This window comes from Magnetospirillum sp. WYHS-4, from assembly GCA_039908345.1.
GTDB lineage: Bacteria > Pseudomonadota > Alphaproteobacteria > Rhodospirillales > GLO-3 > JAMOBD01.
This window is the reverse complement of sequence record JAMOBD010000001.1, coordinates 95,158-120,795: the sequence shown is the minus strand read 5'-3', so window position 1 is coordinate 120,795 and position 25,638 is coordinate 95,158. Positions and strand designations below refer to the sequence as shown.

21 protein-coding genes are annotated in these 25,638 nt (G+C 65.6%); 1 reads left to right on the top strand and 20 read right to left on the bottom strand.

Features of this window, described 5'->3' with window-relative positions; genetic code table 11:
• From H7841_00575 to H7841_00490, 18 genes are all read right to left on the bottom strand, one after another.
• Positions 1-726, bottom strand: a complete 726-nt coding sequence (locus H7841_00575) for a class I SAM-dependent methyltransferase (protein MEO5335377.1) — start codon at positions 724-726, stop codon at positions 1-3.
• Positions 723-1,679, bottom strand: a complete 957-nt coding sequence (locus H7841_00570) for a Gfo/Idh/MocA family oxidoreductase (protein MEO5335376.1) — start codon at positions 1,677-1,679, stop codon at positions 723-725. Before H7841_00570 ends, H7841_00575 begins: the two co-directional genes overlap by 4 nt.
• Positions 1,676-2,737, bottom strand: coding sequence for an NAD-dependent epimerase/dehydratase family protein (locus H7841_00565; protein MEO5335375.1), 1,062 nt, complete (start codon positions 2,735-2,737; stop codon positions 1,676-1,678). The genes H7841_00570 and H7841_00565 overlap by 4 nt, the downstream gene beginning before the upstream one ends.
• Positions 2,737-3,981, bottom strand: coding sequence for a class I SAM-dependent methyltransferase (locus H7841_00560; GenBank protein MEO5335374.1), 1,245 nt, complete (start codon positions 3,979-3,981; stop codon positions 2,737-2,739). Before H7841_00560 ends, H7841_00565 begins: the two co-directional genes overlap by 1 nt.
• Positions 3,978-4,457 carry a cupin domain-containing protein gene (locus H7841_00555; protein MEO5335373.1) on the bottom strand — a complete coding sequence of 160 codons (480 nt, stop codon included), beginning with the start codon at positions 4,455-4,457 and terminating at the stop codon, positions 3,978-3,980. Before H7841_00555 ends, H7841_00560 begins: the two co-directional genes overlap by 4 nt.
• 20 nt (positions 4,458-4,477) lie before the next feature.
• Positions 4,478-5,173, bottom strand: a complete 696-nt coding sequence (locus H7841_00550) for a glycosyltransferase family 2 protein (GenBank protein ID MEO5335372.1) — start codon at positions 5,171-5,173, stop codon at positions 4,478-4,480.
• Positions 5,174-5,241: 68 nt separating this feature from the next.
• Positions 5,242-7,023, bottom strand: coding sequence for a hypothetical protein (locus H7841_00545; GenBank protein MEO5335371.1), 1,782 nt, complete (start codon positions 7,021-7,023; stop codon positions 5,242-5,244).
• Between the two features lie 7 nt (positions 7,024-7,030).
• A complete protein-coding gene (locus H7841_00540; protein MEO5335370.1) occupies positions 7,031-8,929 on the bottom strand; it encodes a glycosyltransferase family 39 protein in 1,899 nt (632 codons plus the stop codon).
• Complete coding sequence (locus H7841_00535; GenBank protein MEO5335369.1) at positions 8,926-9,855, bottom strand: glycosyltransferase family 2 protein; 930 nt, start codon at positions 9,853-9,855, stop codon at positions 8,926-8,928. The genes H7841_00540 and H7841_00535 overlap by 4 nt, the downstream gene beginning before the upstream one ends.
• A complete protein-coding gene (gene asnB, locus H7841_00530) occupies positions 9,845-11,701 on the bottom strand; it encodes an asparagine synthase (glutamine-hydrolyzing) (GenBank protein ID MEO5335368.1) in 1,857 nt (618 codons plus the stop codon). The genes H7841_00535 and asnB overlap by 11 nt, the downstream gene beginning before the upstream one ends.
• Before the next feature lie 2 nt (positions 11,702-11,703).
• A complete protein-coding gene (locus H7841_00525; GenBank protein MEO5335367.1) occupies positions 11,704-13,320 on the bottom strand; it encodes a heparinase II/III-family protein in 1,617 nt (538 codons plus the stop codon).
• On the bottom strand, positions 13,317-14,888 hold the full coding sequence (locus H7841_00520; GenBank protein ID MEO5335366.1) for a hypothetical protein: 1,572 nt from the start codon (positions 14,886-14,888) through the stop codon (positions 13,317-13,319). Before H7841_00520 ends, H7841_00525 begins: the two co-directional genes overlap by 4 nt.
• 19 nt (positions 14,889-14,907) lie before the next feature.
• Positions 14,908-16,362 (bottom strand): B12-binding domain-containing radical SAM protein, encoded by a 1,455-nt coding sequence (locus H7841_00515; GenBank protein ID MEO5335365.1) that lies wholly within the window; start codon positions 16,360-16,362, stop codon positions 14,908-14,910.
• Positions 16,363-16,444: 82 nt separating this feature from the next.
• Positions 16,445-18,688, bottom strand: a complete 2,244-nt coding sequence (locus tag H7841_00510; protein MEO5335364.1) for a hypothetical protein — start codon at positions 18,686-18,688, stop codon at positions 16,445-16,447.
• Positions 18,689-19,639 (bottom strand): phosphoglycerate dehydrogenase, encoded by a 951-nt coding sequence (locus tag H7841_00505; GenBank protein ID MEO5335363.1) that lies wholly within the window; start codon positions 19,637-19,639, stop codon positions 18,689-18,691. It lies immediately after the preceding gene.
• Positions 19,636-20,706, bottom strand: coding sequence for a 3-dehydroquinate synthase (locus H7841_00500; GenBank protein MEO5335362.1), 1,071 nt, complete (start codon positions 20,704-20,706; stop codon positions 19,636-19,638). Before H7841_00500 ends, H7841_00505 begins: the two co-directional genes overlap by 4 nt.
• Positions 20,699-21,403 (bottom strand): SDR family oxidoreductase, encoded by a 705-nt coding sequence (locus tag H7841_00495; GenBank protein ID MEO5335361.1) that lies wholly within the window; start codon positions 21,401-21,403, stop codon positions 20,699-20,701. Before H7841_00495 ends, H7841_00500 begins: the two co-directional genes overlap by 8 nt.
• Before the next feature lies 1 nt (position 21,404).
• Positions 21,405-22,169: a 3-deoxy-manno-octulosonate cytidylyltransferase gene (locus H7841_00490; protein MEO5335360.1), complete on the bottom strand. Its 765-nt coding sequence runs from the start codon at positions 22,167-22,169 to the stop codon at positions 21,405-21,407.
• Positions 22,170-22,266: 97 nt separating this feature from the next.
• Between H7841_00490 and H7841_00485 the strand changes: the two genes are divergently transcribed.
• Positions 22,267-23,196 (top strand): class I SAM-dependent methyltransferase, encoded by a 930-nt coding sequence (locus H7841_00485; protein MEO5335359.1) that lies wholly within the window; start codon positions 22,267-22,269, stop codon positions 23,194-23,196.
• Here the strand turns inward: H7841_00485 and H7841_00480 are convergent.
• Positions 23,174-24,403 carry a hypothetical protein gene (locus H7841_00480; protein MEO5335358.1) on the bottom strand — a complete coding sequence of 410 codons (1,230 nt, stop codon included), beginning with the start codon at positions 24,401-24,403 and terminating at the stop codon, positions 23,174-23,176. The two genes, H7841_00485 and H7841_00480, sit on opposite strands and share 23 nt — an antisense overlap.
• A complete protein-coding gene (locus H7841_00475; protein MEO5335357.1) occupies positions 24,400-25,566 on the bottom strand; it encodes a hypothetical protein in 1,167 nt (388 codons plus the stop codon). The genes H7841_00480 and H7841_00475 overlap by 4 nt, the downstream gene beginning before the upstream one ends.
• Positions 25,567-25,638 lie beyond the last annotated feature (72 nt).

The following is a 25,638-nucleotide window of genomic DNA, read 5'->3' as shown; positions in this document are numbered from 1 at the left end:
TCAGCCGGGCTTGCGGGCGACCAGGACGACGTTCTTGCCGAACGGCGGCGCCACCAGGGTCTCGAGGCGGCGGGTGATCGGCACGAAGATGCGGTCGTAGAGCGAGGCCATGCCGGGCTTGAATTCGGTGAAGCCCAGAATCCGGTTGAGGATCAGCCAGGGCAGGACGCCCATGACGTCGAAATAGCGGGCCCGCACTACGGCAAGCCCGGCCTGGTCGACTCGGGCCGCCAACTCGGGCAGGTGATAGCGGCGATGGTGGCCGACCAACGCGTCAAGGCGGCTGTAGAGAAGTTGCAAGGCTGGAACCAGCAGGAACAGGTGCCCGCCCGGCTTCAGGATGCGGTAGATTTCGGCCAACGCCGCCGCGTCGTCCTCGATATGCTCGAGGACATTGACCAGTACCACCGAATCGTAGTGGCCAGCCGGAGCGCCGGCGATCCAGGCCTCGAGGAATTCGGCATGGATGGCGACCCGTTCGTTACCGGCGAAACGGTCCTCCATGGCCTTGCAAAGCCGGGGCGTGGGCTCGATCAGGTCGAGACGGGAGGCATGGGGCAACAACTCGTCGGCGAAATTGCCGATTCCCGCGCCGATCTCGACCGTCGCGCCTTTCAACTCGGGGCGAAACGAATCGACGATCCAGCGGCGATAGCGGTGCAGGGTGGAAAGGGCTTCCAGATCGCCGCCTTCGTAGAAGTCGGGACCATCCGCCGGCTTGGTCATCTTCCGAGTCCCTCTCCCAGGGCTGCTTCGCAGCGGGCCAGAACCTCGACCACCCGAACCCCCAGGCGAAGACTGTCCAGGCTATTCGTTCCGCCTGCGATTCCGGTCGCGAATTCCTTCAACGCCACATCCAAGGGCGGCGTCGGGTCGAGCCGGAAGTGGCCGGTGATGTCGCAGGCGGCGCGGGGTTCGTCGTGGGGCCGGTCGAGCTTCAGCTTTTCCGGGGCCACGTCGTCGTAGACCAGGATGGCATGTTCAGCCGTGACCGCGAAGGAACGACGCTTGGAACTCATGATGTTGCTGAGCTTGATCTCCGCCTTGACTCCGGAGGGAAAGCCGAGCCGGATGGCGAATGTCTCGCCAGGTCCCGCAGGTGTATCGCGGCGGTCGATGCTTTCCGCGGCCACCGTTTCGGGCATTTCCCCCAACAGGTCGAGGCACATGGAAAGATCGTGCGGTCCGTAGTCCCAGAGCGGCGAGGCGTCCTTGCGAAAGGGCCCCTTGTTGGCGCCCAGCGACCGGATGGACCGGATCGGGCCCTCGGCCGCCACCCGGCGCTTCAATTCGCGGTAGGCGGCGCTGAACAGGTGGATATGGTCCACCAGGACATAGCCTTGCCTTTGCGTCGCGAAGTCGAGTAGCGCACGGGCCTCGCCGGCATCCTGGGTCAGGGGCTTTTCGACGAAGACCGCCTTGCCCGCGGCGACGGCGGCCCAGGCCATTTCGGCATGCAAGGCCGGCGGCGTGGTGATAATCACCCCGTCGAGATCGGACGCGTCCACGATCCGGCGCCAGTCGGTCACCACCTCGCAGGCGGGGCCGACTTCGCGGCTCGTTTCCGGGTTGCCGCTGGCCACCCGGACCAGGGTCATGCCTTCGGGCTCCAGCCGCCGCAAGGTGGCGATGACCTTTCGGCCCCAGGGGCCGGCGCCGATGAGGCCTAAGCGGATCACTGTTCGCCGGTATAGACGCCGTCGGACCAGTCGAGAAACCGCTTGAGGCCCTCGTCCAGGTCCACCGAGGGGTCGTACCCGAGTTGCAGGCGGGCCTTGCGGATCTCGGGGGCGCGGCGGTTGGGCTCGTCGGCCGGATAGCTGTCGGGATATTCCACGACATCGTAGGCGACCTTGTGCTTCGACACCTTCTCGATGCGTTTGACCAGGTCGACCATGGAGATTTCCGGCTTCGGGTTGCCGATGTTGTAGGCCTCGCCCGGCACGCCCTTCAGCACCACCAGCAGGAAGCCCACCATGGCGTCGGTGATGTAGCAGAAGGTCCGGGTCTGGTTGCCCGTGCCGTAAACCTGCAAGGGCTTGCCGGCCTTGATGCGGCTGGCGAAGTTGGGCAGCACCCGGTAGTCGGTTTCCTGCATGCCGGGCCCGAAGACGTTGAACGGCCGGATGGTGTTGGTATGGGTGCCGTTCTTGGTGTGGAAGATATGGCAGAGCGTCTCGCCCACCCGCTTCGATTCGTCGTAGCAGGCGCGCGGCCCCTGGCAGGACACGTTGCCGCGATAGCTTTCGGCCATCGGCACGTGCTTGGGATCGGGATCGCCGTAGATTTCGGACGAGGAGAAGAAGGAGAAGCGCGCCTTGTGGGCGTCGGCCAGTTCCAGCATGCGCCGGGTTCCGGTGATCGCCACCTCCAGGGTCTCCAGCGGATAGGCCCGGTAGTAGAAGGGGCTGGCGATGCCGGCGGCGTGAATCACGTAGTGCAGCGGCCCTTTCCACTTGAAGGGCTGGATCACGTCGTGCTGGACGAAGGAAATGTTGTCGTATTGGGGGACCTGGGCGCCCTCCTTGCCCGCCGTGATCATGTTGTCGAGCGCCACCAGCTTCACCGGCTTTTTCAGGTGCTTCTGGTTCAGGGTATGGAAGATTTCCATGAAATAGCGCCCCAGGAAGCCGCGGCCGCCGGTCAGCAGCACGGTCTTGCCGGCGAAATCCTGGGCCGGGCCGGCCAAGCGCTGGGCGATCTCGTCGATGTCGGATTGGAGAAGGAACTCGGCCATCAGAAGACCTCGACTGTCGGCAGGGGAACGATGAAATGCCCGCCGTCCTGCCGGTAGGCGGCGTGCTTGTCCATGATCGGGGTGGCGAAGTTCCAGGCCAGGATCACCACGTAATCGGGCTTCCTGTCATAGATCGCCTGCGACGGCAAGACCGGGATGTGCATTCCCGGCGAAAACAGGCCCTGCTTCAGGGGGCTGTCGTCGACGATGAAGTCGACCAGATCGGGCCCGATGCCGAAATGGTACATCAGGGTGGTGGCCTTGGCCGGCGCGCCGAAAGCGGCGATGACCTTGCCTTGGGACTTCAAGCGCTTGAGCCGGCCGGCCAGATCGTCGCGAATCCGGTCGATCTTGGTGGCGAAACCCCGAAGGGTTTCGGCCCGGTGCAGGCCCAGCCTTTCTTCCAGCGCGATCAGGTCCGCCACCGACGCGTCGACGGGCCGGGGCCCGCCGGCCAATTGAGCGACGCCCCGCAAGGAGCCGCCGTGGCTGTCGACCCTGAGGGCCTGGATCAGTTCGAGACCGTTGCGCTTCAAAAAGCCCACCAGGGGCTTCACCGAATGATAGGCCACGTGTTCGTGGTAGATGGTGTCGAACAAGGTCTTTTCGTAGACGTCCACCAGGTAGGAGACCTCGAAGACGAAGACGCCGTCCGGGGCCAGCAGTCCGCGGATGCCTTGGACGATAGCCGCCAGGTCGTCGGCGTGGGCGAAGACGTTGTTGGCGGTGACGATGGCGGCCGGGCCCCGTTCGGCGCGAATTTTTTCTGCCAGGTCGGGGGTGAAGAAGCCGGCGATGGTCTCGATGCCCGATTCGGTGGCCCGGTTGGCGATTTCCTTGGCCGGATCGACACCCAGGACGGTAAAGCCCCGATCCTTGAAGATGCGCAGCAGCGTTCCGTCGTTGGAACCCACATCGAGCACCTGGCCGCCCGGCGCGGGGTGGAAGCGGCCGACGATGTCGGTGGCATAGTCCTCGAAATGCCTCACGAAAACCGGCGAAGTCCCGGAGACGTAGACGTAATTCTCGAACAGCACCCGGGGGTCGACCACGTCGAGCAACTGCACATGGGCGCAATCGTCGCAGAAGAAGACGTCCAGCGGGAAGGTCTCCTGCGCCTTGCCTCTTTCGGCGGCGGTCACGAAGGCGTTGGCAGGCGGGGTCGGCGCGAGTTCCAGGACCAGCGACAGGCTGGCGCCGCCGCACAGGCGGCAGGTCGCGCGGCGATGGCAGGAGGAACTCACTTGTCCCCCGGCTTCCATGTGGTCAGGCCCGCGGTCGACAGGAAGTCGATGCGCACCACGTCCGCCTCGTAGGCCTTCTGGTCGCGGGAATTGCGCGACAGGGTAAGAAACGTGGTGTCCACCGGGAATACCATGCCGTGGTCCACCATGGGCGGGGTGAAGACCATTTCGCCGGCCTTGACGTCCATCTTCTCGGGTTCGGCGGTGCTGCCGGTTGGGCGGTGCCAGTACTCGATGCGGCCCGAGATGACGTAGCAATAGTGCCAGTCCGTCTTGTGGTAGTGGTTGGCGCGCAGGGTGCCGGCCTTCGATTCGATCATCACCGCGCTCTTCATCAGGCGGTCGACCAAGGGCTGGATGGACCCGCGCCCGTCCACGTAGGGCTTTTCCAGCTTGACCACCCGGTCGAAGGGCGGCCAGGAAAGCTTCTCTTCCTCGGTGACGGGCTCGATGGCGTGGTAGTGCTTGTCGCACATGGGCGGGAGACTCCGGAATCTCAGGAAAACAGGCGCTTGCGCAGGATGGTCCAGATCACCGCGATGGCGTGGTGAGCACGGATCTTCTTGCCCTCCTCGTAGGTGCGGCCGTGGTAGCTGATGGGCACTTCATACATGTTGCGGGCATTGTGCACCGCGATCGACAGGATCTCGGCATGCTGTTCCCAGCCGAAGGTGGTCAGCCGGTCGGGATCGACCAGGTCCCGCTTGTACATCAGGTAGCAGGTATAGATGTCGGTGAAGGTGGTGTTGTTGATCACGTTGAAGCAGAGCGTGATGACCTGATTGCCGACCTTGTGCCAGAAGTAGGACACCCGGGTATAAAGCGGCGCCACCATGCGGCTGCCCATGACGATATCGGCGCCGAATTCCCTAACCGGCAGCAGCATCCGGCCGTAGTCGGCGGGGTCGTATTCGAGATCCGCATCCTGGAACAGGATGTAGTCCCCCGACGCCTCTTTCAGTCCGGCCAGTACCGCCGCACCCTTGCCGCCGTTCCGCGGCTGGCGGATCAGGCGGGTATAGAGGTGGGGGTTGGCTTCCAGCAGCGCGACCGTGCGATCCTTCGAGCCGTCGTCGACGACCAGGACCTCGAATTCGAAGCCCTCCACCCTTTGGGCGGCCACCTTGCCGAGGATTTCGAGGATCGTGGCTTCCTCGTTGTAGGCGGGAATGAGAATGGAAATCTTGGTCATGGATTCCGCCGGGATGTTGAAGCGATCTTTCTATACAGTCCGGCGGGACGTGACAAGCCATTGGCCGCTCAGGGGCGGAACAGGCGGTAGCCGTCCAGATCGGTGGGCTCGCCATAGCCCTCCAGGCCCGCGGCGGCCGAATCGGGCACCAGGATCCAGACCCCCCTTTCCGCCAGATCCCGTCGCAAGGACTCGGGGACGGGCCGGCCGGCCTTCAGGCTGGCCAGAAGCGCCTCTTCCATTTCGAGCCTGCGGTCGACCTCTGCGAAGAACGTCCGTTCCGGTGGCATACGCAACCCCTGACATCCCGCCGCGACGAACCGGGCCTTGCGGGCGAAGGTGGTTCCGGAACGGCTGAAGGCATAACCTCCTTCGGGAAGCTGAAAAACCGTCAGCATCGGCCCACCGCCGGCCATTCCGCGAATCCGGCGCAAGGCCTCCCAGCCCGCACGGTCGATTCGGTCGATTACCGCGAAGCGGCCCGAGTATTCGAAAGCCAGCCGGTTCACGGCGGTCCCATAGACACCGCCACTGTAGGCCTGCCAGGACCCATAGGCGACAAAGACTGCCACACACCAGGCGTACCAGGGCAACGCCGCTGCGCGTCCCGCCAAAGGCCGCAGGGCGGAGATCCGCTCCAGCAGGCGAGGCAGGCCGATTCCCAGGACCAGGACCAGCACCGGCCCCGCTGCCCCCTTCCAGCTCTCGCCATGGACCAGGAAAAGTGACAGCATGGCCATGGCCTTTTCGTAGGATCGCAGGGGGGCCTTGAAGGCCAGGATGCCCAGCGCCGCCAGGAAGGCCAGGAAGATCAGGAAACGGCTGTTGCGCACCGCGCCCAGCAGGATGGGCTGAGGGTCCGGTCTGTAGGGCCAGAGCACCGTCAGATAAAGCACGTTGGCCAACCACATCGCCAAGGTGGCCCAGGCCACGGCACGCAGCAATAGCCCCAGGTCCCGGTTCAGCAGCCGGGACAGGGGAAAACTGGCAGCAACGACGCCCAGTAACAGCAAATTGGCCGCCGGGGTGTGGGCCAGGAAGCTGCCATCCCGCCCTTCGATCTCCAGATTCACCCGAAAAGCCGCGATCATATCGTCATAAGGATAGCCCTGGCCGATCACCGACCAGGACCGGAAGGCAAGCCAGCCCACGGGAATCAGGACAAAAACGCCCCTCCACCAATATTCCCGACCCAGACTGGCGACAAAAAACAGGGCGGCGGGAATCAATAGCGTGTTTTCCTTCACCTGGAACAGAAAGACCCCCATCATCGCCAGTGCCGCCAGTGCTATCCTTCCGTCCAACAGCCACAAGAGAGTCAGCAGGGCGAATGAATTGCCGAACATACTGGGCGATCCCGGGTGGGCAGCGAACATCAAGGACCAGGCATTGGTATTGAGCTTGCGGTCAACGAAGGTCAGCAGCAGGACCAGAGTCAGGGCCGCCAGGCGATCGGCGGTCAGATGGCGTCGGACGATGGTGAAGACCAGACCGATGTTGAGAGCTGAAATCGCCACGTAGATGGCGAGCAGCAGGACTTCTCTTTCCTCGATCCGAAGGTAGCGGTTGATATCGTAGAATATGGACGATTTCAGAAGGATGTTGTTATTCATGACGCTATCGAACGGCAGCAGCGCCGGGTCGTTGGCCAGCATGTAGGCATACATGTAATGGTCCGGCGCCCCGCCGTAGCGGGCGATGGCGACTAGGCCGAACAGGAACAGAAGAAACGCGATCCACGCCCGATCCCGGCGACCTTGACGCCCGTCCACCGCCATGGTTCCCGGCGCGTCCCCGGCTGTCGAGGGGCCTGATCGCGACATGCTGCCCAATTCCACGGAATTCATCATACCCTTCCTACCGCAAGCATTCGGGTCCCTTTAACTGGAAGACGATTTCCCGGATGGGTCTGCTGTCCTCTTCGGACCCCAGGGTCCGCGACCCGAAGCTCGTGCCTGCGATGACCTTCTTCTCCGCGAGGCATCCCTTTTCCCGAAGCCCTCGCCAGAGATCCAGGCTGCGAGGGGGGGATCGGTCATCCCGGTCGATCACTAGAAGATGGGTCGTGCCGACCGCGGCGAGTTGGTGATAAAACCGGATCGGGTCCGCCGCCTCGGCGCGTAGATCGACCTGAGCAGCTTGGGTCGAATGCCCGTAATGGACTGGAACGTCGATCAGGTAGTTGAGCCAGCGAAGATACACGAAAATCCGGCTCGCCGGTTCCAGGTTTTCGTTGACCCAGCGGGCGCCAGCATAACCGATGACATTGCGCTCTAGAAAAGTGTCCCGCGGCTCGCTCCTCAGGACATGGATGGCGAATTTCAGGGAAAAGACGCCCTGGCCACCCAATTGCAGTCCCAACGCCAAGGTCAGCGCCGCAGCCAACGGTCGGAAAAGCCCTCGCCTCCCTGCCCATCGTTCGGCGGCCACCATGACGCAAAGCAGCAGCAAAGGAAAAACGGGAATCAGGTGCCGGATTCTCTGGGACGACCCCACCAGAAACCAAACGACGTAGAACAGGCCGGTGACGGCGGCGACGGTCGACAGTCGACGCCCTTTCAGCCGTTCCCGGAACCGCCAGAGCCCGGCCAGGGCGAAGGGCAGGACCATCAGGATCAGCGGGCCCAGTCCCGTCCTTCCGGACTCGAAGACCGGCTTGCCGGCCAGGGTGGCGACGAAGGGATAGGCCAGCATCCAGGCCAAGTTGTTGGGAACCGCCCGTTCCTCCTCGCGGATGAAGCGCCATAGTTCCGCCTGGTGATCGGCGTCCCAGGACCCGGGAATCCTGTAGTCCACCAATCCGTAGAGAATCGGGAACAGCGGATCGCCCGAATGCCACCAGTTCCAGCCGTACCACTGTCCGCCGGCAAACAGGGCAGCCAGCCCGAAGACGATCCCGTGGCTGAGCCAGTGGCGCTGGAACAGGATCACGAGTCCGCAGGCCAGGCCGAACTGCAGGCCGGTCAGCTTGCTGCCCATGTAGAATCCCACCGCGATCCCCGCGAGGGCCGCCCACCGGGTATCTCCGGTTGCCCTGGCCTCCGCCACCGCCAGCGCGGCAACAAGGACGAACAGGGCGTTGCGCACCTCGACCTGGCCGGTTCCGGCTCCGTAAACCACGGCGGGAAGCGTCAGGAAGGCCAGCGTGGCCGCAAGGCTCCAGCGACGGTCCAGCCAGCGGCGGGCAACGGCGTACAACAGGGCTGACGCTCCCCAGCCGGAAGCCATGGTCCACAGCGTCAGGGCCTTCTCTCCGCCCAGTCCCAGGGCCGGAACGTAGGTCATGTGGACCAGCATGGGGATGGCGCCGTCCATGGCGCGGGGGACGAAGAACAGACGGCCGGCGGCCAGGAATCGCTTGGGCAGGTCGAAATGGTAGGCCATGGTATCGGCGTCGGCCGGCGGCGAAAGCCCCTCCAGGATGTCGAATCCCAATGCGACCGCGAGGCCGGCGGCCAACAGCCAACCCCAGGGCCCGAAAGCGGTCGGGTCGGATCGGACGGAGGGCAGGTCCCGCAGGAACCAAAGTCCCGCCGTGCCGGCCAGAAGAAGAAGGGCCAGGGGCACCGGCGAAAAAAAGCCGACGGCCCCCAGGAAGAACACCAGCCAGCCCAGGCTTCCCAGCCCCAGGGCAAAGGCCCAGCCCAGCCATTCGTCCCGCTCCAGCGCCGACGCGACACCGGACAGGCGCAGCAATGCCGCACCTAGACCAAGGCAGGCCAGAAGCTCCAGCGCGACGACCAGTCCCGCGATCATGCCACCCCCAGAAGGCGGGCTATGGGCCCCGCCAGGTCCCGGAACTGGTAGAGGTAGGCGCCGGCGACACCGAAGACCCAGGCCCAAAGGAGAGGCCCGGCGACCGGGACCAGCAACGCCCAAGGCAGGGTCAGGGCGATCCGCAGCGCGGAAAGGGGTGCCCCGCGCCGCCGGTAGGCGTCGAAAGCTTCCTTGTGCACCGCCAGGATGCGGAACCAATGGGACGCCAGGCGCCGCCGATGCCGTTCCGCCACTCGCAAGGTGCAGCCGAGGCGGCGTTCGATGTTGCTGGTGATGCTGCCCGGCATCACATGGTAGCGGGTCAAAGCCTCGGGGAGCACGACGAAGCGGGCCCCCGGCTGTGCCAGGACCTTGAGCCAGAGATCGAAATCCTGGGCCGTGGGCAGGGTCTCGTCGAACCCGCCCGCGGCGAGCAAGGCGTCGCGCCTCGCCACCACCGTCGAGGTGGCGAGGTATCCATGGCGATAAAGGGCATCCCAGGGATCGTCGGTCCGGAAGCGCCGCGTGCAGTCGACCGGGGTTTCCGAGCCGTCCTGCCGCAGGAAGCTGGTGGCGGCCAGGGTCAGGCCTTCGCCTTCGATAGCCGCCAGGGTTCGTTCCAGCTTCTCCGGCAGCCATTCGTCGTCGGCGTCCAGGAAGGCGATCCAGGGGGCCGAGGCCTCGGCCAAGCCGCGATTGCGGGCGGCCCCCGGCCCCTTCTTCTCCTGGCGCACGACCGTCAGCGCGATGTCGCCCAGGACGGGCCGTGCCGCCTCCGCCGCGGCGGCAGACGGGTCGGCGGTACCGTCCACCACCACGATCACTTCGCGGGGCCGCCGTGTCTGTGCGGCGATGCTGGCCAGGGCCCGCCCGAGTGTGGCCTCCGCCTTGAAGGCCGGCATGACCACGGTGACGTCAGAAAGCATCCAGTCCCTCCCCGGGGGCTTCCGGCAAGGTGGCCTCGGCATGCAGGCGGACCGTCAGTTCCAGCATGAGAAGACTATAGAGCCGAAAAGCGTGGCGATGCGAATCGGCCAGCAGGGCCTCGATGCCCTCGCGGGTCCACCAACCCCGTTCGAGGGTCGCGGGGCGGGTCAGGATGCGTCGGCAATGGCGATCCAGGCCCGAGTCCATCCAAGCCGGAACCGGGGACGCGAAGCCTCGCTTCGGAGCGGAAATCAGGGCCTCGGGCAGGAACCTGGCCGCGATGGCCCGTTCCAGGGCCTTCTGGCGATTGCCGGCGGTGCGGACTTCGGGCCGGACCGCCAGGGCCGCCTCCACGAAACGGTGGTCGAGGAAGGGCACCCGGCCTTCGACACCCGCCGCCATCGATGTGCGGTCCAGGAGTAGCAGCAGATCTTCAGGCAGGTAGCTGCCCAGATCGCCGATCAGGGCGCGGGTCTGGCGGGGGCCGGCGGCCTCGGCGACCAGACGGCGCTGAACAGGCTCCGGACCGATTTGGCGGTTGCCGATCAGGCGGCGGACCGGTTCCGGGAAGTAAGTCGTATGGTCGAACAGGTAACCGCCCGGATCGGCCTCGAACTTGGCGGCGCGGGCCAGTTTCCAGCCTGCGAAGGGGGAGACGGCCCCAACCGTGCGCTCCACCAGCCGCCTTGGGGACGCCGGCAGGGTCAGGTAGCGATCCTCGATCGGCCGGAGGAAATAGCGGCCGTAGCCGGCGAACAGCTCGTCGCCACCGGTTCCGTTGAGGGCCACCTTGTAATGTCGGCCCAGGGCCTCCGAAACGAGCTGGTTGGGCAGCAGGGCGGCATCGTTGAGCGGCTCGTCGCAATGCCAGGCCAGGCGCGGCAGGTGCCGCGCCACTTCCGCCGCCGGCAGGTCGACCACCGTGTGGCTGGTTCCGTAACGCTCCGCCACCAGGGCCGCCAAGGGACTCTCATCGACCGGACTGCCTTCGAAACGAACGGTGAAGGTATTGACCGGACGATCCGACAGTTCGGCCGCCAGGGCGACCACCAAGCCCGAGTCGAGGCCGCCCGACAACAAGGCCGCTACCGGAACATCGCTGCGCAATTGCAGCCGCACACTGTCGCGGAGGAGGTCGATCAGCGCGTCGGCGTTGGGCTCGACGGCGGCGGGAGCGGGGCGCCAATAGCGTTCCAGCCGGGTCCGGCCTTCGGCATCCACTTCCAGGAGACAGCCGGGCGGCAGCTTGTTGACGCCCCGGAACAAGGTTGCGGGGGCCGGCACGTAGCCCTGGCCCAGATAGGCGGACACCGCTGTCTCGTCGATGACGGGGGCGATCAGGCCGGACGCGAACAGCGCCTTGATCTCCGAAGCGAAAAGGATGCCTCCCCCCGCCTCGGCCCAATAGAGGGGCTTGATTCCCAGGCGGTCGCGCACCAAGGTCAGGCGATGGGGATCTCGCTCGTAGAGAGCCAAGCCGTACATGCCGTTCAGGCGCTGGACGAACCCGGTGCCGAAACGGGAAGCGAGCGGCAGGACGACCTCCATATCGCCGGAGGTGCGCCAGGGATAGCCGGGGCATTCGGTCCGCAGTTCCAGGTAATTGTAGATCTCGCCATTGCCCATCAGGACCCGGCGTCCGCCGTCTTCCACCAGAGGTTGGTCGCCGGTCGCCAAGTCGATGATCGCCAGACGGGCGAAACCGGCTTGGTAGCGCCGGTCATGGGAAACGAAACGACCCGTGCCGTCGGGGCCGCGATGGCGCATCGCCGCCAGCATGGCCTCCAGGTTCGCCTCCCGTACCGTCGCCTGGGCGGGCAGAAACAAGCCGGCGATGCCGCACATGGCTACAACACCTCCAGGATGATCTTGCCCGACCAGGGCAGAGGTGCCGTGGTCTCGGCGATCAACAGGGTGGCTGGTTCGCCCACGCCATAGGCGGTCCAGCGGGTGACCGGCTCGGTTTTCCAGGCGGCTTCGCCACAAGTCAGACGCAAGGTCATTTCCTTGCCCTTAAGAAGGAGGGTGGTACCCTGCCCCTCGACCGCCAACGGCGTGACCAGCCGGCGCGAGATTTCGCGCCGCCCCCGCCCCTCCAAGGTATCGCTCAAGAAAAAGGCCTTGTCGTGGAAAGCCCATCGGCGGGTCGACGCGCCCATGCCGTTAAAACGCTTGAATCCGGAATGCCGGAGGACGACCGTATCACCCTCCCGCCGCAGCTCGGGCGGTAGGCCGCCCACCCGGCGGCGGAAGGTCGCGTCGTAATAAGGGCGGTTGGGCGGGTAGGGGTCCCAGCCATCCACCAGCAAGGTGTTGTGGACGCTAGCAGAACGATAGCGCGCCGCCTCGCCGGTTTCGCCATAGGCGCCGCGGCCCGGATCGACGAAGACCGGTTCGGTCCCGAAATGGAGTTCGAAGCTTCCCAGGTCCTGGTGCCCGTGGCCGGGCATCGGGGACCACCCCTCGGCCGCCGCGTGCCAAAGGCCGGCCCAGGGCCCGAAGTCGGCCCGCAGCCAGCCATCGGCGGCCAAGGCGGTCGAATCGCCGGGTTCGGCCCGCTCGAGGTTCCGGAACAGGCGATCCGGTCGAATGTCGGGTGAAATGTCGCCGACCAAGGCAATGCCGCCGGGCAGCCGCAGGTGGGGGACGACCGACCAGGCCTTCCGCGCGGCCTCGCCCAGGAAAGCCGCCTCGGGCCTGCCTGTGGCGGCATCGGCCACTTCCTGGAGGCGTCGGGCAAGCAGGACGTGATAGTGGCTGGACCCCTCGCGCAGCACGCCGGAGGGGCGGAATATCCGTTTTGCTTCTTCAACGACTATCCGGGCTCCCACCTCGGTGCAGCGGGGCAGGCCCAGGCCCAGACCCAACAGGAACAGGCCGCGGCCGTTGTTGAACAGGTGGTTGGAGGTGTGATGTTCGCCGAAATATTCGAGACGGGCGGCAATGGCCGGCCCGTGGGCGGCCAGGACTTCCTCGCCGCCGGGCAAGCCGTGGCGGCGGGCGAAGGCCAGCAGCGCGACGGCCCGTTCCGCCGCCGTGTACGGATGCCAGGGCCAGCCGTCCGGCCGGGTTCCGAAGCGTTCCCGCCAGGCCCGCCAGACCGCGTGGACCCAAGCCGGATCGGTGGCGTCGTTCAGCCAGGCGAAGCGGTGGACCGCCAGTTCCGTTTCCAGATCGCCATAGGTCCGTTCGAACAGCCGTGCCGTCTGGCCCGGTTCCAGGCGTATGCGCTCGCCCGGCAGGTCAAGATCGAGGGTCCCGGACGGGTCGCCGGACTGGATTTGCGGAAACGAAACCGCGGGAGTTTCGAGTCCGAGGGGCAGCAGCCCCTCCAGGTAAGGCGGCCGGTGCGGAACGAAGGTTGGCTCGCCCGGCCAGCGGCCCAGGGCCCGGCCCAGCAGCCAAGTCGCGAGGACAGGATCGTCCCGCAACTGCCGAACCTTGCGGATCAGGGCATCGATCATCCGAAAAGGGCCTCGCGCCAGATCGCCGGATCGGGGGCTGCGAAGACCCGGCTGCGCTCGAGAACGGGGCCGGGGGCGGCCGCGGCCAGCACGGCCTCCAGGTCCGTGGCGGTGGCGGCGGGAACGGTGAGACCCGCTGGCATGACGTCGAGGACCGGCCGTTCGGCCGGCAGAAAACGAACGGTCGGCAGGCCCACCAAGACGGCCTCCAGGCCCACCGTGGTGGCGCAATAGACGACGGCCGCCACGCCCTCCAGGTCGGAAAGACGGACGGCGCTGCGTTCCAGCCCTGGTTCCGGCGCGAAGGCGTAGGGCGTCATCGGATGGTCCTTGACCAGGAAGCGCCATCCCTTGCGGGCCAGCGGCCGGAGAGCGTCCACGATCTCGGCCGCAAGAGCCGAGTCGAAGGGCAGGGCGACGAAGACCGGGGCCGCCGGATCGAAGCGTGGCATCCGGCCCGCCGCATAGCGTAGCGCGCCGGCGACGCCGACGACATCTTCCGGGACATGGTAACCCACCAACCGTTCGCGGTAGGCCTCGCCGACGCAGAGAATGCGGTCCGGAAGGCCGGCCGTGCCCGCCGGGTCCGAATCGGGACCCTGGTTCCATTCGCGCCAGCCGACAGTCGCGTGCTGGTATCCGAGGGTCGCCACGCCCTGGCGGCGGCAGGCCCGGACGAAGGCCCGTTCCCAGGAATGGTGTTCCCAGGGCCAGGCGACCCGGTACGGCTTGGCCGCGGCGAGGAACCGTTCCTGGCAATGGATCTGCCAGGCGATCATGGCCGGGCCGCCGGTGCCGCCTTCCAGCGCGGCGGCGCGTCGGATCAGCCAGGCCAGAGGGCCGCCGGGACGAGTCCGCCAACGCCTTCGCCACAGCGCGAGGGCCGTCCACGGCGAGCCGAATCCATGCAGGGAGACCGTACGGCCGCCTTCGCCCAGCCGGCGGGCCTGATCGGGGCCACAGTCCACGTGCAGTACCCGATGCAGTTCCGGCATCTCACGCATCAGGGACCCGAAATAGGCGTCGTCCCCCTCGGGGGTGCTGGCCGGATGGCCATAGACAAGCAGCCAAACCTTTCCCGGAGGCGGCATGGAACGGCGAAAGGCCAAGGCGGCTCGCGCCATCCGCAGGCCGACCCGCAGGCGGGCGAGCAGTCCGCGCGAGGCGAGCCAAGCCTCGGCTGCCGCCAAGGGCGGGGGTGGGCCCGCTTCCACGCCGGGCAAGGCCGCCAGATGGCGGAACAGCCAGGGATCGGGGCAGACCACCAGGACCCGCCGCCCGCCCATCGCCCAACCGGCGACCAACCGCGACCAGGCCAGCATCAGGCCCAGGTCCGAAACGTTGGCCGCCGCCGTCGGGGCATGGGCGAGGACGGCATCCCCGCCTTCCGCGAGAGAGCGGCCCAGGGCCAGCCAGTCGGGGGCGACGGCATCGAACGCCTCCTCGAGCAGCCGGGGCAAGCCTTCCAGCCGCCGGGCCGGATCGAGTTCCGGAACGAGGGTTCCGATCGCCGCCCAGGCATCCCATGTTTCCCCCGGTGCCGAGGAACGGCGGAGCATCACGGGCATGGCGAAAGGGATCTTCCGTTCAGGCGCCGCGCATGCCGTGCACGGCGGTGCGGCGGGGTTCGTCGGCGGTCCGGCGCCGGAACATGCCGACGAACATGCGAAACGCGTTGAAATAGTGTTCCAGATCTTCCAGGGACCGGATGCGCTTCAGGTGCGTCCACCACAGTCTCGGGCGCATGTAGAACCGCAGGTGCGCATAGCGCAGCATCTTCTCGACTTCCTCGGGGCTTTCGTAGCCGTGGGGAATGTAATGGGCCTTCATGTGGCCGCGGTATTCGACCACCTTGCCTTCCTTGAGCGCCATTTCGTAAAGCTCGGTGCCCTTTTCCGGGAAGGTGGGCAGGAACTGGGCCAGCGTGCAGTCCAGTTCGATGGCGAAGTCGACCGTCTTCCTCGCCAGTTCCGGCGTCTCGCCGGGCAGGGCCAGCATGAAGGAGCCGCGGGTCGCCATGCCGGCTTCGTGGGTCCATTTGGCGGCGCGCCGGCTGTCGTCCAGGGAAATGCGCTTGTTGAGACCGTCCAGCAGGGTCTGGTCGCCGGACTCGAAGCCGTAGAACACCGACCAGCATCCCGCCTTGGCGGCCATGTCCAGGATATCCTTGGTGGTCCGGCGCGGCCAGCCGTAGGCCGACCAGGTCAGGTCCATGCCCCGGACGCCTTCGCAGAACTCGCGCACCCAGCGATGGTTGATGAGAAAGATGTCGTCCCAGAAGGCGACTTCCCGGATGCCGTTGGGAATGATGGTTTCCTGGATCTCGCGGATCACGTATTCGGGCGAGTGGCGGCGGTACTTGAAGGCGGCGTTGCCGGCCTCGAAGCAGAACGAGCAGTTGCCGTAGGGGCAGCCGCGCGAGGTAATCATCGAGGTGACCGGCGAACGCTTGAAGGACAGCGGCAGCAGCCGGTAGGCGCCGTGGTCGAGCACATCACGGGCCGGAAAGGCGATGGTGTCGAGATCCTGGATCAGGGGCCTTCCTTCGTTGCGCACGATGCGGCGCTCGGCATCCCGGTAGGCCATGCCCTTGACCTCGTTCATCGGCATCTTGCCTTCGAAGGCCTTGACCATGTCGAGGATGGTGAATTCGCCTTCGCCGATGCAGATGGCGTCCAGTTCGGGCACGTCCTCCAGCACCTGCTCCTTGAAGGAATTGCAGTGCACGCCGCCCATGACGATGGGCAGCTCGAAGCGCTTGCGCAGGTAACGCACCAGGTCGTAGCTATGGGGCGCCGACGGGGTCATGGTGCTGATTCCGATGACATCCGGCCCGTATTGCCGGATGCGCTCCACCACCTCGTCGTAGCTCATGGAAAAGGTCGACAGGTCGATCAGATTTCCGTCGTGTCCCTCGCGGCGCAACTGGCCGATCATGTAGAGCACGCCGAGCGGCGGCAGGTTGCCGTATTTCACGCTCGACTTCGAACCGTAGCCTTCCCGCATCAGATCGTAGGGTGCGGTGAGGAATAGGACTTTCATCGGTGCTCTTTCCCCGGCTCCAAGCCGACTACCGCCGGGCCCCGGCGCTTCCGTATGCGGCTTCCACATACCCCTAGGCGGATCATCTTGACAAACCCTTTCCGTCGTCGACCCTGTCCGCCAGCCACCGCTTCCGCAAGACCTCGGCCAGTGTCGGCCTATGATAGCGCAACCGTATATGAGTGGCCCCGACCGGAACGGCAAGGGCGGTTTGAACCCCGTTGGCAGGTGCGATGGGCAGCGCGTGTCCATCGGCCACCGCCGAAAAGTAGGGCTGGAACAGGGCATTGACCACGACGATGCCTCCCGTCGGGGCGGCGACATCGAGATCGTAGCCGTTCGGCACCGCGCGGACGGAACGCACTTCCGGAGAACCAACTTCCGCCGACCCGAGGATTTCGGCGTCAGCCTTCCGGATCACCAATCGCCGGTCCAGGGCTTCATTTCCTACCGCCCGCAGAAAATCGCCTTCCGGAAGATCGTCTGCGACCACCGTCAGTCCGGAGACTGACCAAGCCCGGGGCAACGAGCGAGGCAGTTCGTAAACGTAGATCTTGCCATAGGCAGGAATGCGATGGCCCAAAGCCATGGCGCGCCGCCAGGCGATCTCGAGGCGCCGCAGGGCTCCCGGCCGGTTGCCGTAGGTATCGTCCGACTCCAGTCCAGCGCCGGAGGGAACGCCCGTTGGCCCGTCGACCAGCCTTAACCCTCCCCCTTCCAACGGAACCGGACTGAAAATGAATTGGACATTGGCGGCTCCGAGCAAATTCAGATCCAGTTGTTGGTCGATCCGATAGGTCTTGTGCGCGGAATCCCAATAGTCAGGCGACATGAACGCCGTGGGCGCAATGCCACGGGGGTTGACCCCCTCCAGCCAATAATCCCGGTAGGACCGGAAGGGAAAATTTGTGAAGCCGTCGAAAACCTCCTGTCCGTAAAAGGCGAAAGCCACATTGGGCTCGATGATGAGACTCTTGTTCCGCAAGACGATTGCCCGATGGAGTCCCGCCGGTTTCCAGGCCGCCTGACGCAGGTTCTCGACCGTCCAATAGGCACTCTGGCCTCCTACCGTCAGGAATTGCCAGGTCGCGAAAACCTTGTACCAGGCCAGAACCCCCAGCGGTATGGCGAAGCCTAGGGCGGCCAAGACGCGAATCGCTCTTCGCCGCTCCGGCACCGCCCAGCGGTCCGCCAAGCTATCTGCCGCCTTGGCGGCCACCACCATGCCCACCGGGACCATTGCCAGGATGAAATAGCTGTAGGTCACGCCTCGCACGCTTTCGAGGCCCAACCATTCCCAGGGAAGTTCCAGGAAGCCCACGACGAATAGAAAAGGCAGCGCGAAAGCTCCTAGGATCCGCCAGAGACCACGATCCCCCAAGGCCAGCATCGTGAGAACCGCAAAGGCCCAGGCCGCCGTGGCCGGTACCATCCCCAGCCCGGTGAATGCCGGAGAAAAGAAGGCGCCGAGATAGATCTCGACGGCATTCACCAGGACGGCGGCCGGGTCGGGATAGCCGGCGTCCCAGGGCGTGGCCTTGGAAACCACCAAGGCCATCCGCAACATGCCGAGCAGCGATTCGGCCCAATTTGCGGCGATGGCCGCCAGCACCACGAACGTCGCCCCCACCGCCTTCCAGGACCAGCGACCGGCGAGCAGGGAAATCATTGCCAAGCTGGCCACCAGGGGAAGCACGCCTTGGGTCGGGATGGTCACCAAGGCGGAAAACAGGGAAACCCCCACCACCCCCGGCCAATAATGAGGACGGTCTTGGCGGAACAGCACTGCGTGGACGACGAGAGGAATCACCGCCCAGCCGAAGGATGAGCCGAAGGTGCAGATGACAAGGCGGGAGTGGGCAACGGTGAACAAGGCGCCGGCGGCCAACGCGACCGGAATGCGGACTCCTATGCCGTGACGGCACAGAAGGTAGGTTCCCGTCATTCCCGTCGCGGCAACGATGACCTTGTGCCCGGCGATGGCCAGCCACAGCGGGAGAACCGAAAATAACAAACGGTCCAGGGAAACCCGTTCGCCCCCGATCAGGAATCCGGCCTGGGCGTCGGCTCCCCCGCCCAGCCCATGGATGTATTGGCTGCCATCCCAGGATTCCGTCAGGAAATGCAGATAGGTGACGATCAGATCGCCTTCGTCGTCCATATAAATGAACGACCGCGGTCCGAGAATCACGTATTCCAGAACGAAAAGGCCGCACCAGAGCGGTATGGCCCACTGCGGGCGGGCCAACCTTTCCAGCCGGTCGAGACGGCGCCAAACAGCCGCGAAGGCAAGCGCGACAAGCAGGATCGCCAGGGCGATCGACATTCAGGACAGCCCCGGTTCCGGGATACGGTTGTCGTCCAGGCCGGCGATGGCGGCGCGCCCCATGGCGAGCACGGCTTCCTCCGCGCTGCCGCCGATATGGGGCAGGGCCAGCATGGTGGGCAGGCGCAGGAGTTCGTGGTCCTCGGGCGGCTCGACCGCGAAGACGTCGAAGGCGGCGCCGGCCAGCCGGCCTTCCTTCAGCATCGCCTTCAACGCGACTTCGTCGACCAAGCCGCCGCGCGCCATGTTGATCAGCAGCGCGTCCTTCTTCATCAGGGCCAGCCGTCCTGCGGTCAGGATGTCGCGGGTGGAATCGTCCAAGGGCAGGTGCAAGGTCACCACGTCCGATTCCTTCAACAGCTCCTCCAGCGAGACCGGAAGGACGCCATGGTCCCGGTAGAAGTCCGGGAAGTCCAGGATGTCGTGGGCCAGCACCCGGCAGCCGAAGGCCTTCAGCAGCATCGCCAGATCCTTGCCGACGAAGCCGCAGCCGACGATGCCCACGGTCTTTTCCGACAACTGGCGGCCCATCAACTGGCGCCAGGTGCCTTCGCGCACTTCGCGGTTGCCCTGGGGCACGTGGCGCAGAAGGGCAATGGCGGCGGAGATCACCAGCTCGGAGACGGAACGCCGGTTCACCCCCTTGGTCCAGCCCAGCCGGATGCCGCGTTTCCGCATGGCCTCCAGGTCGATCATGTCGATGCCGACCCCGTACTTGGACAGCACCTCCAAGCCGGGCAAGCCGGCGAAGACCGCATCGTCCATCTTCTCCAGCGCCGTGACGACCTTGGGATGGCCCTTCAAGAAGGCGACCAGCGCCTCGCCCTTCAAGGACAGGCCATCGTCGTTGAAGGTCACGTTGGCATAGCGCTCCAGCAGTTCCGCCCGCAGCACGGGGTGGCGGGAAAAGGAGCGGGAGGCGACGGCGACCTTGGTCGTGGTGTCCTTCATGAGCGGCGTACCTTGGTCAGGAATTCCTCGCAGAACGCGGCGAAAGCGGCGTCCGTGGGATAGGCGCCCTTGAAGATGCGGCCATCCCGGCCGGGAAGGATCAGGGTGGCGGAGCCGGAACCGACGTTCTTCTTGTCCTTGGCCAGGGCCTTGAGGAAGGGTTCCAGCGGCACCGGATGGGACTCGTAGCCCCGGTAGTTGGCCTTCAGCGGCGGGCGCATGCGGACCCATTGCTCTTCCGTGCCCACGCCCAGGCGGGGGGCGATCCAGTTGGCGAGGTCCATGCCGATGGTCACCGCGATGCCGTGCGGGATGGCGAAGCCGGTCGCCGCCTCGATGGCATGGCCGAAGGAATGGCCGTAGTTGAAGACCTGGCGCGGGCCCTGGTCGAATTCGTCCTCCTCGATGTAGCTCCGCTTGATCTCCAGGGCGCGGCGGATGGTCCGCACCATGGTTTCCTTGTCCGTGAACAGGCGGGCGTAGTCGGCGGCGATGCCGTCGAAATCGGCAGGGCCGGCGATGGCGTGCACCTTCAGCATCTCGCCGACGCCGGAGCGGACGTCGCGTTCGTCCAGGGTATCCAGGAAGGCGGTGGCCAGATGGATGCGCCGGGGTGGGGTGAAGGTGCCGAGGATGTTCTTGGCGTCGCCGCAGTTGATCGAACTCTTCGAGCCGATGCAGGAATCGGCCTGGGCCAGCAGGGTGGTGGGATAGAAGACCCAGTCGACGCCGCGCAGCATGGTGGCGGCCAGGAAGCAGACGATGTCCTGGACGATGCCGCCGCCGATGGCGACCAGCTCGTGGTCGCGGCGCAACCCTCCGCCCACCAGGTGCTGGACATAGGCGGGGAATTTCTCCAGCGACTTGTTTTCCTCCAGGGCGTCCACCAGCAGGACCGACGTCGATCCCAGCACGGCCCGCATGCGGGATTCGTAGAGGCCGGCCACCTTGCGGTCGATGACGAAATGGGCATTGGCGGGAACGGCCGCGGTCAGGCGCTCCAAGGCGTCTTCCTGGAAATGGACGGTGTAGGGCCCCTTGTGCGACGAAACGGTCAGGTCAGACACGGCTGAAGCCTCCGTCGATGGCGATGTTCTGGCCGCTGACATAGGTGTTTTCCGGCCCCGCCAGCCAGGCCACCAGGGCCGCCACCTCCTCGGGCCGGCCCAGCCGGCGGGCCGGCACGCGGGCCGCCAATTCGATCATGCCCTTCTCGCCCAGAGTGTTGCGGGTCAATTCGGTGTCGATGAAGCCCGGGGCCACGCAGTTGGCCAGCACGCCCCATTCGGCGGCCTCGGCGGCGAGCGCCGCGGTCATGCCGTCCAGGGCGAACTTGCTGGCGGCGTAGGGTCCGCGCTGTTCCTTGGCGATCTTGCCCCAGATGGACGAGACATTGACGATCCGCCCCCAGCCTTCGGCGCGCATGTGGGGCAGCACCGCCCGGCACAGCAGGAAGGGCGCGGTGACGTTGACCTGTTGGATGCGGGCGAAGTCGGCGGGGTCGATCTCGGCGAAGGGGGATATCTTGTTGATGCCGGCGTTGTTGACCAGCACGTCGATTCCCATCCCGGCCACCCGGTCGGCGAAGGCCTGGGCGGCGGCGGGGTCCGAAAGGTCCACGGCTTCGTAGGTACAGCCGGCCGGCACCGAACCGCCCGGCCGGGTGCCGGTGCCGATGACCTTGAGGCCGTCCTTTGCCAGCCGCTGGGCGATGGCCCGCCCGATGCCGCGCGTCGCGCCGGTGACCAGGGCGAGGCGCGTCATCTCAATACTTCCCCCAGAGCGGATCGTCCTGCATGGCCGCCTCGACGATGCCGATGTCTTGCGGGCTGTCGACCGAGTAGCTCGGCCGGAAGGGGTAGGGGGCGATGTGCTGGTGGTGGCCGTTGTCGTAGAGCCGGTTGCTGTCGCAGGCCTCCTTCTTCTCCAGCGGGCTTTCCGGCAACCGCGTGAACAGCTTCAGGAAGGACCAGCGGAAGGCGAAGATGCCGTAGATGCGCTTGGCGCCCAGGTCCGGCGAGAAGCTCTTGCAGTAGGGGATGGGGCTGCGCGAGGTGTAGAGCACCTTGCCCTCCAGGTCGTGGATGATCTTCAGCGCGTCGGGGTTGCGGTACTGGGCCTCGTCCACGATGTCCATGGCCAGCATGGTGCCCTTGACCTCGGGCCGCTCCAGGAAGGGCTTGACGGTCGCCTCGATCATGTCCGGGTGCATCATCGGCTCGTCGCCCTGGACGTTGAGCACGATGTCGTCGTCGGCCACCGGGATGCCGCATTTTTCCGCCGCCTCGGCGACCCGGTCGAGCGCCCGGGTATGCTTGTCGGACGTCATGATGACCGGGAAGCCCTTGGATTCGGCAAAGGCCCGGATTTCCTCGTCGCAGGTGCAGATGGCCAGGTGGTCGAACTTCGAATACATCCGGGCGCGGAGGAAGCAATGTTCCAGCATCGGCCGGCCCAGGATGGGATGCAGCGGCTTGCCGGGGAAGCGGCTGGCGGCCATGCGGGCGGGAACGAAACCGAGAATATTCACGGACGGTACCCTTCCTTCTTCATGTTGCGGCAACGGACATTCCTCCTATACTCCTGCCGACCCGGTTCCACGAAGCACGAAAGGCTCGCCTCTCACCATGAATCCGATCGACGGCCACCGGTATCCGGCGCTGGATCGCCTTGTGGGGGCGGTTCTCGCCGTCTGGCCCGAGCACGCGGGGTTCCTTGGCAATAGCTTCGGGGAAGAGGACGCCTCCGGCTTGGCCTGGGCGGAGACGGTCGCCGGGCTCATCGGGCGGCTGGCCGGCGACGATTTGCCGCGGGCTTGCGGAGATTACCGCTGGACCTGCCAGCGGCTTCTGGAAGAGGAACTTCACTTCCGCCGCAACGGCACCTACCGGCTGACGACCTTCGCCGAGGCCGAGTACGCGGTTTACGCCGATGCCGACTTCATGGGACGCTACGTCAACGGACTGCTGCTGTCGCATCTGTTCTGGGCCAACCACAGGAGGGTCCTGAGGTTTTACGACGAACGATTCCTACCGGGCAAGGGCGACGGCTTCCGTCACCTTGAAGTCGGCCCCGGTCACGGTTTGCTGCTTTATCTGGCAGCGCGTCGACAGGCTTGCTCCCGTGCGGCGGGTTGGGATGTCAGCGCCACCAGCGCCCGCCATGCCCGCGCCTGCCTGGACCGCCTGGGAGTTTCCGCGGACGTCGCCGTCGAGCGGCGCGACCTGTTCTCCGTCCATGCCGATGGCGGAACCTTCGACAGCATCGTCGCCAGCGAGGTCCTGGAGCATCTCGAGCGCCCTGCCGAGGCCTTGGCGGCCTTGCGGGCACTGCTGGCACCGGGCGGGCGGCTGTTCGTCAACATGCCGGTGAACAGCCCCGCACCCGATCATATCCACCTTCTGCGCCGGCCCGAGGAAGTCTTCGACCTGGTCGGCATGAACGGGTTCCGGGTCCTGGAAACGGCAGTGTTCCCGGCCACCGGCTACGACGAGGCAAGGGCCCGGCGTCAGGAAGTCACCATGTCCTGCGTCGTCATAGCCACCCCCGGCCCTTGAGGAAGATCTCCAGGACCTCTCCCAGGTCCCCGAGCGAATTGGGGAACAGCAGGATCGTCGCGCAGACGAAATGGAAACAGAGCACCGTCGCCAAGGCGCGAGTCGCCGGATGGGCCTCGAAGGCTTTCCGACCCGCCCGTCCCAGGCGGGCCTTGAGAAGGCGGCCATAGAGCTCGGTGCCGATGATCGCCATCCCGTGCAACAACCCGAAGACCACGAAGTTGATGGTCGTTCCGTGCCAGACGCCGACCACCACGAAAGTGGCGATGACGGCGGCGGCCAGAGCCGGGCCGTCCTTGCCCGGCGGACTGGCGGCGACCAGGCGCTTCGACAAGGGATTGAAAATGTAGGCCTTGATCCAGGCGCCGAAGGACATGTGCCAGCGGCCCCAGAAATCCTTGATATTGCGCGCCAGATAGGGGCGATCGAAGTTCTCCGGCAGGGTGGCGGCGCCGCACAGCCGGCCGATGGAGATCATCAAGTCGGTGTAGCCCGAAAAGCTCAGATAGAGATAGACCGGATAGGCATAGAACACCGTCGCCGCATCCAGCCAAGTAGCCTCCGGGGCCTTCAGCAACGCGATGTCGGAAGCCTTCAAGAACACGGGAGCCAGCAGAAAGGCCTTGATCAGGCCGTTGACCGCCCGATGGGCCGCTGCCAAAGCCTCGGCGGCGGCCGGACGGCCGACGGCGGCCATGCCGACGACGAAGGCGTCGTAGCGCTGGATGGGCCCGGAAAGCAGGGTCCAGAACGCCAGAACGTAGGACAGGTAGGAAGCGAGCCCGAACGGCAGGTGCCCCAGGTAGGGCGCCTCGATGACCAGATGCAGGACCCGGAACAGCATGTAGGAAAGGCCGACGACGGCCACCGGATGGTCCATGAACGGCAGGCCGCCCAGGATCTCGTAGCGGCGCAAGACCACGAAGGCGGCGACCTGGACCGCGATCACAACACTTGCCATGGGCAGGCCGGCCCGGTCCTTCCGCCCCCACAGGTGGCGCGCTGCCAGATAAGGCGGAACCAGGAATCCAGCCAGGGAGATCACGTCCCAGGGCTTCAGCCAAGTGGCGAGAATCGCCAGGCTGGCGGCCAGAAAAACGGAGGAAAACAGGTGCCGCCAGCGGGACCAGGCCAGCAACACCATGCCCAGCGCCATGAAAGCGAAAGGGGCACTATCCGCGCCGATGGGATCAAGGCAGGGAATCATGGCTGCGGCACCACCTTCATCTCGTCGCGCAACCAGTTCGCCACGGCCTGGGCCACCACTGCGTGGGCCTGGGGATTCAGATGGCCATCGTCGGGAAAGGTCAGGGGCTCGACGCGCGAAGCCCTGAGGGCAGGCAGCAGGTCGAGCACCGGCACGTTGCGCTCGCGCAAAGCGGCCACCAGGGCATGGAGCGGGCGCTGGGGATCGAGATCCTGGCCAGATAGCCCCGCCTTTTCCAGGAAATACGGAAAATGTTCGGGGTAAAGCTGGTGATAACCTGGGAAGATAACGATGCCGAAGGGAACCTTCAGGTTGCCGTCGACCCAGTCGCGCAATGCAGCGGCGAAATCCGCCGTCGACACCGCCCAGGCCGCCGCGGGGTTATTGTGGGAATAAGGCCGCAGCAGGTCGATGTCGTGGTTGAAGACGGTCTTCAGATCGGCTCGCAACCCCGCTCGCAGCGTCCAGTCCCGCAATCCCGACACGCTCATGATCCCGGCCTTGAACCAACCGTAGGCTGCGGAATTCCTTATCAGAAGGGCCCGGACCCACTTGATACCGCGAGGTACCTCGTGCCACATGACCTGGAAGCCGCCGATCAATTTGTCCGAGGCCGTCACGGACGATGGCTTCGTCCTGCTGGGCAGGGGGGCATCCAGAAGGGGCCGGTGGGGCTCGAAATCGGTCATCCCGTTGTACATGGAAAGGCCGATTAGAACCGCCCGGGGGCGGTATCCCTCCGCCGCTAGCCAGCGCACGACAACAGCCTGGTGGGAGGTGTTGTGGCCTTCCGATGCCAGGTTGGCGGAGAGATAGCCGTGCTTCCGAAGGCGATGGACGTAGACATCCTCGTCCGCCACGTAGCCCCCGAAGGTATTAGAATCGCCCCCTATCCAAAGACCCGCCAATTCGGCCGTGCGGTCCTTTTCCTTGCCGCGCATGCCTAAGAGGTTGGTGTAGTTGACGACATCCCAATTGAAGGGGTTGTAGCGCCTTATCGCCAGGTTCGGTTTGTTGTAGTGACGGAAGAGGGGATGGTTGACATACATGTCCTGCTGCAACGCCTTGTAATCCGGAAAGATCACCTGACGGAACAGCAACTCGACGCCCAGCAGGACGAACGCGATCGCCATCAGGCCCTTTAATAAGGAAAGGGTCCGCATCAGAATCTCTGGTAGGCGACCACGATCACCTCGACGGATTGCAGGGACAGGGCCAGGAAGACCAGGACCTTA

Excerpts from the sequence above, each read along its gene's own strand:
- H7841_00575 (MEO5335377.1), bottom strand. The coding sequence starts at position 726 with ATGACCAAGCCGGCGGATGGTCCCGACTTCTACGAAGGCGGCGATCTG.
- H7841_00565 (MEO5335375.1), bottom strand. The coding sequence starts at position 2,737 with ATGGCCGAGTTCCTTCTCCAATCCGACATCGACGAGATCGCCCAGCGC.
- H7841_00555 (MEO5335373.1), bottom strand. The coding sequence starts at position 4,457 with ATGTGCGACAAGCACTACCACGCCATCGAGCCCGTCACCGAGGAAGAG.
- H7841_00550 (MEO5335372.1), bottom strand. The coding sequence starts at position 5,173 with ATGACCAAGATTTCCATTCTCATTCCCGCCTACAACGAGGAAGCCACG.
- H7841_00545 (MEO5335371.1), bottom strand. The coding sequence starts at position 7,023 with ATGATGAATTCCGTGGAATTGGGCAGCATGTCGCGATCAGGCCCCTCG.
- H7841_00540 (MEO5335370.1), bottom strand. The coding sequence starts at position 8,929 with ATGATCGCGGGACTGGTCGTCGCGCTGGAGCTTCTGGCCTGCCTTGGT.
- H7841_00535 (MEO5335369.1), bottom strand. The coding sequence starts at position 9,855 with ATGCTTTCTGACGTCACCGTGGTCATGCCGGCCTTCAAGGCGGAGGCC.
- asnB (MEO5335368.1), bottom strand. The coding sequence starts at position 11,701 with ATGTGCGGCATCGCCGGCTTGTTTCTGCCCGCCCAGGCGACGGTACGG.
- H7841_00525 (MEO5335367.1), bottom strand. The coding sequence starts at position 13,320 with ATGATCGATGCCCTGATCCGCAAGGTTCGGCAGTTGCGGGACGATCCT.
- H7841_00520 (MEO5335366.1), bottom strand. The coding sequence starts at position 14,888 with ATGCCCGTGATGCTCCGCCGTTCCTCGGCACCGGGGGAAACATGGGAT.
- H7841_00515 (MEO5335365.1), bottom strand. The coding sequence starts at position 16,362 with ATGAAAGTCCTATTCCTCACCGCACCCTACGATCTGATGCGGGAAGGC.
- H7841_00510 (MEO5335364.1), bottom strand. The coding sequence starts at position 18,688 with ATGTCGATCGCCCTGGCGATCCTGCTTGTCGCGCTTGCCTTCGCGGCT.
- H7841_00505 (MEO5335363.1), bottom strand. The coding sequence starts at position 19,639 with ATGAAGGACACCACGACCAAGGTCGCCGTCGCCTCCCGCTCCTTTTCC.
- H7841_00495 (MEO5335361.1), bottom strand. The coding sequence starts at position 21,403 with ATGACGCGCCTCGCCCTGGTCACCGGCGCGACGCGCGGCATCGGGCGG.
- H7841_00485 (MEO5335359.1), top strand. The coding sequence starts at position 22,267 with ATGAATCCGATCGACGGCCACCGGTATCCGGCGCTGGATCGCCTTGTG.
- H7841_00480 (MEO5335358.1), bottom strand. The coding sequence starts at position 24,403 with ATGATTCCCTGCCTTGATCCCATCGGCGCGGATAGTGCCCCTTTCGCT.
- H7841_00475 (MEO5335357.1), bottom strand. The coding sequence starts at position 25,566 with ATGCGGACCCTTTCCTTATTAAAGGGCCTGATGGCGATCGCGTTCGTC.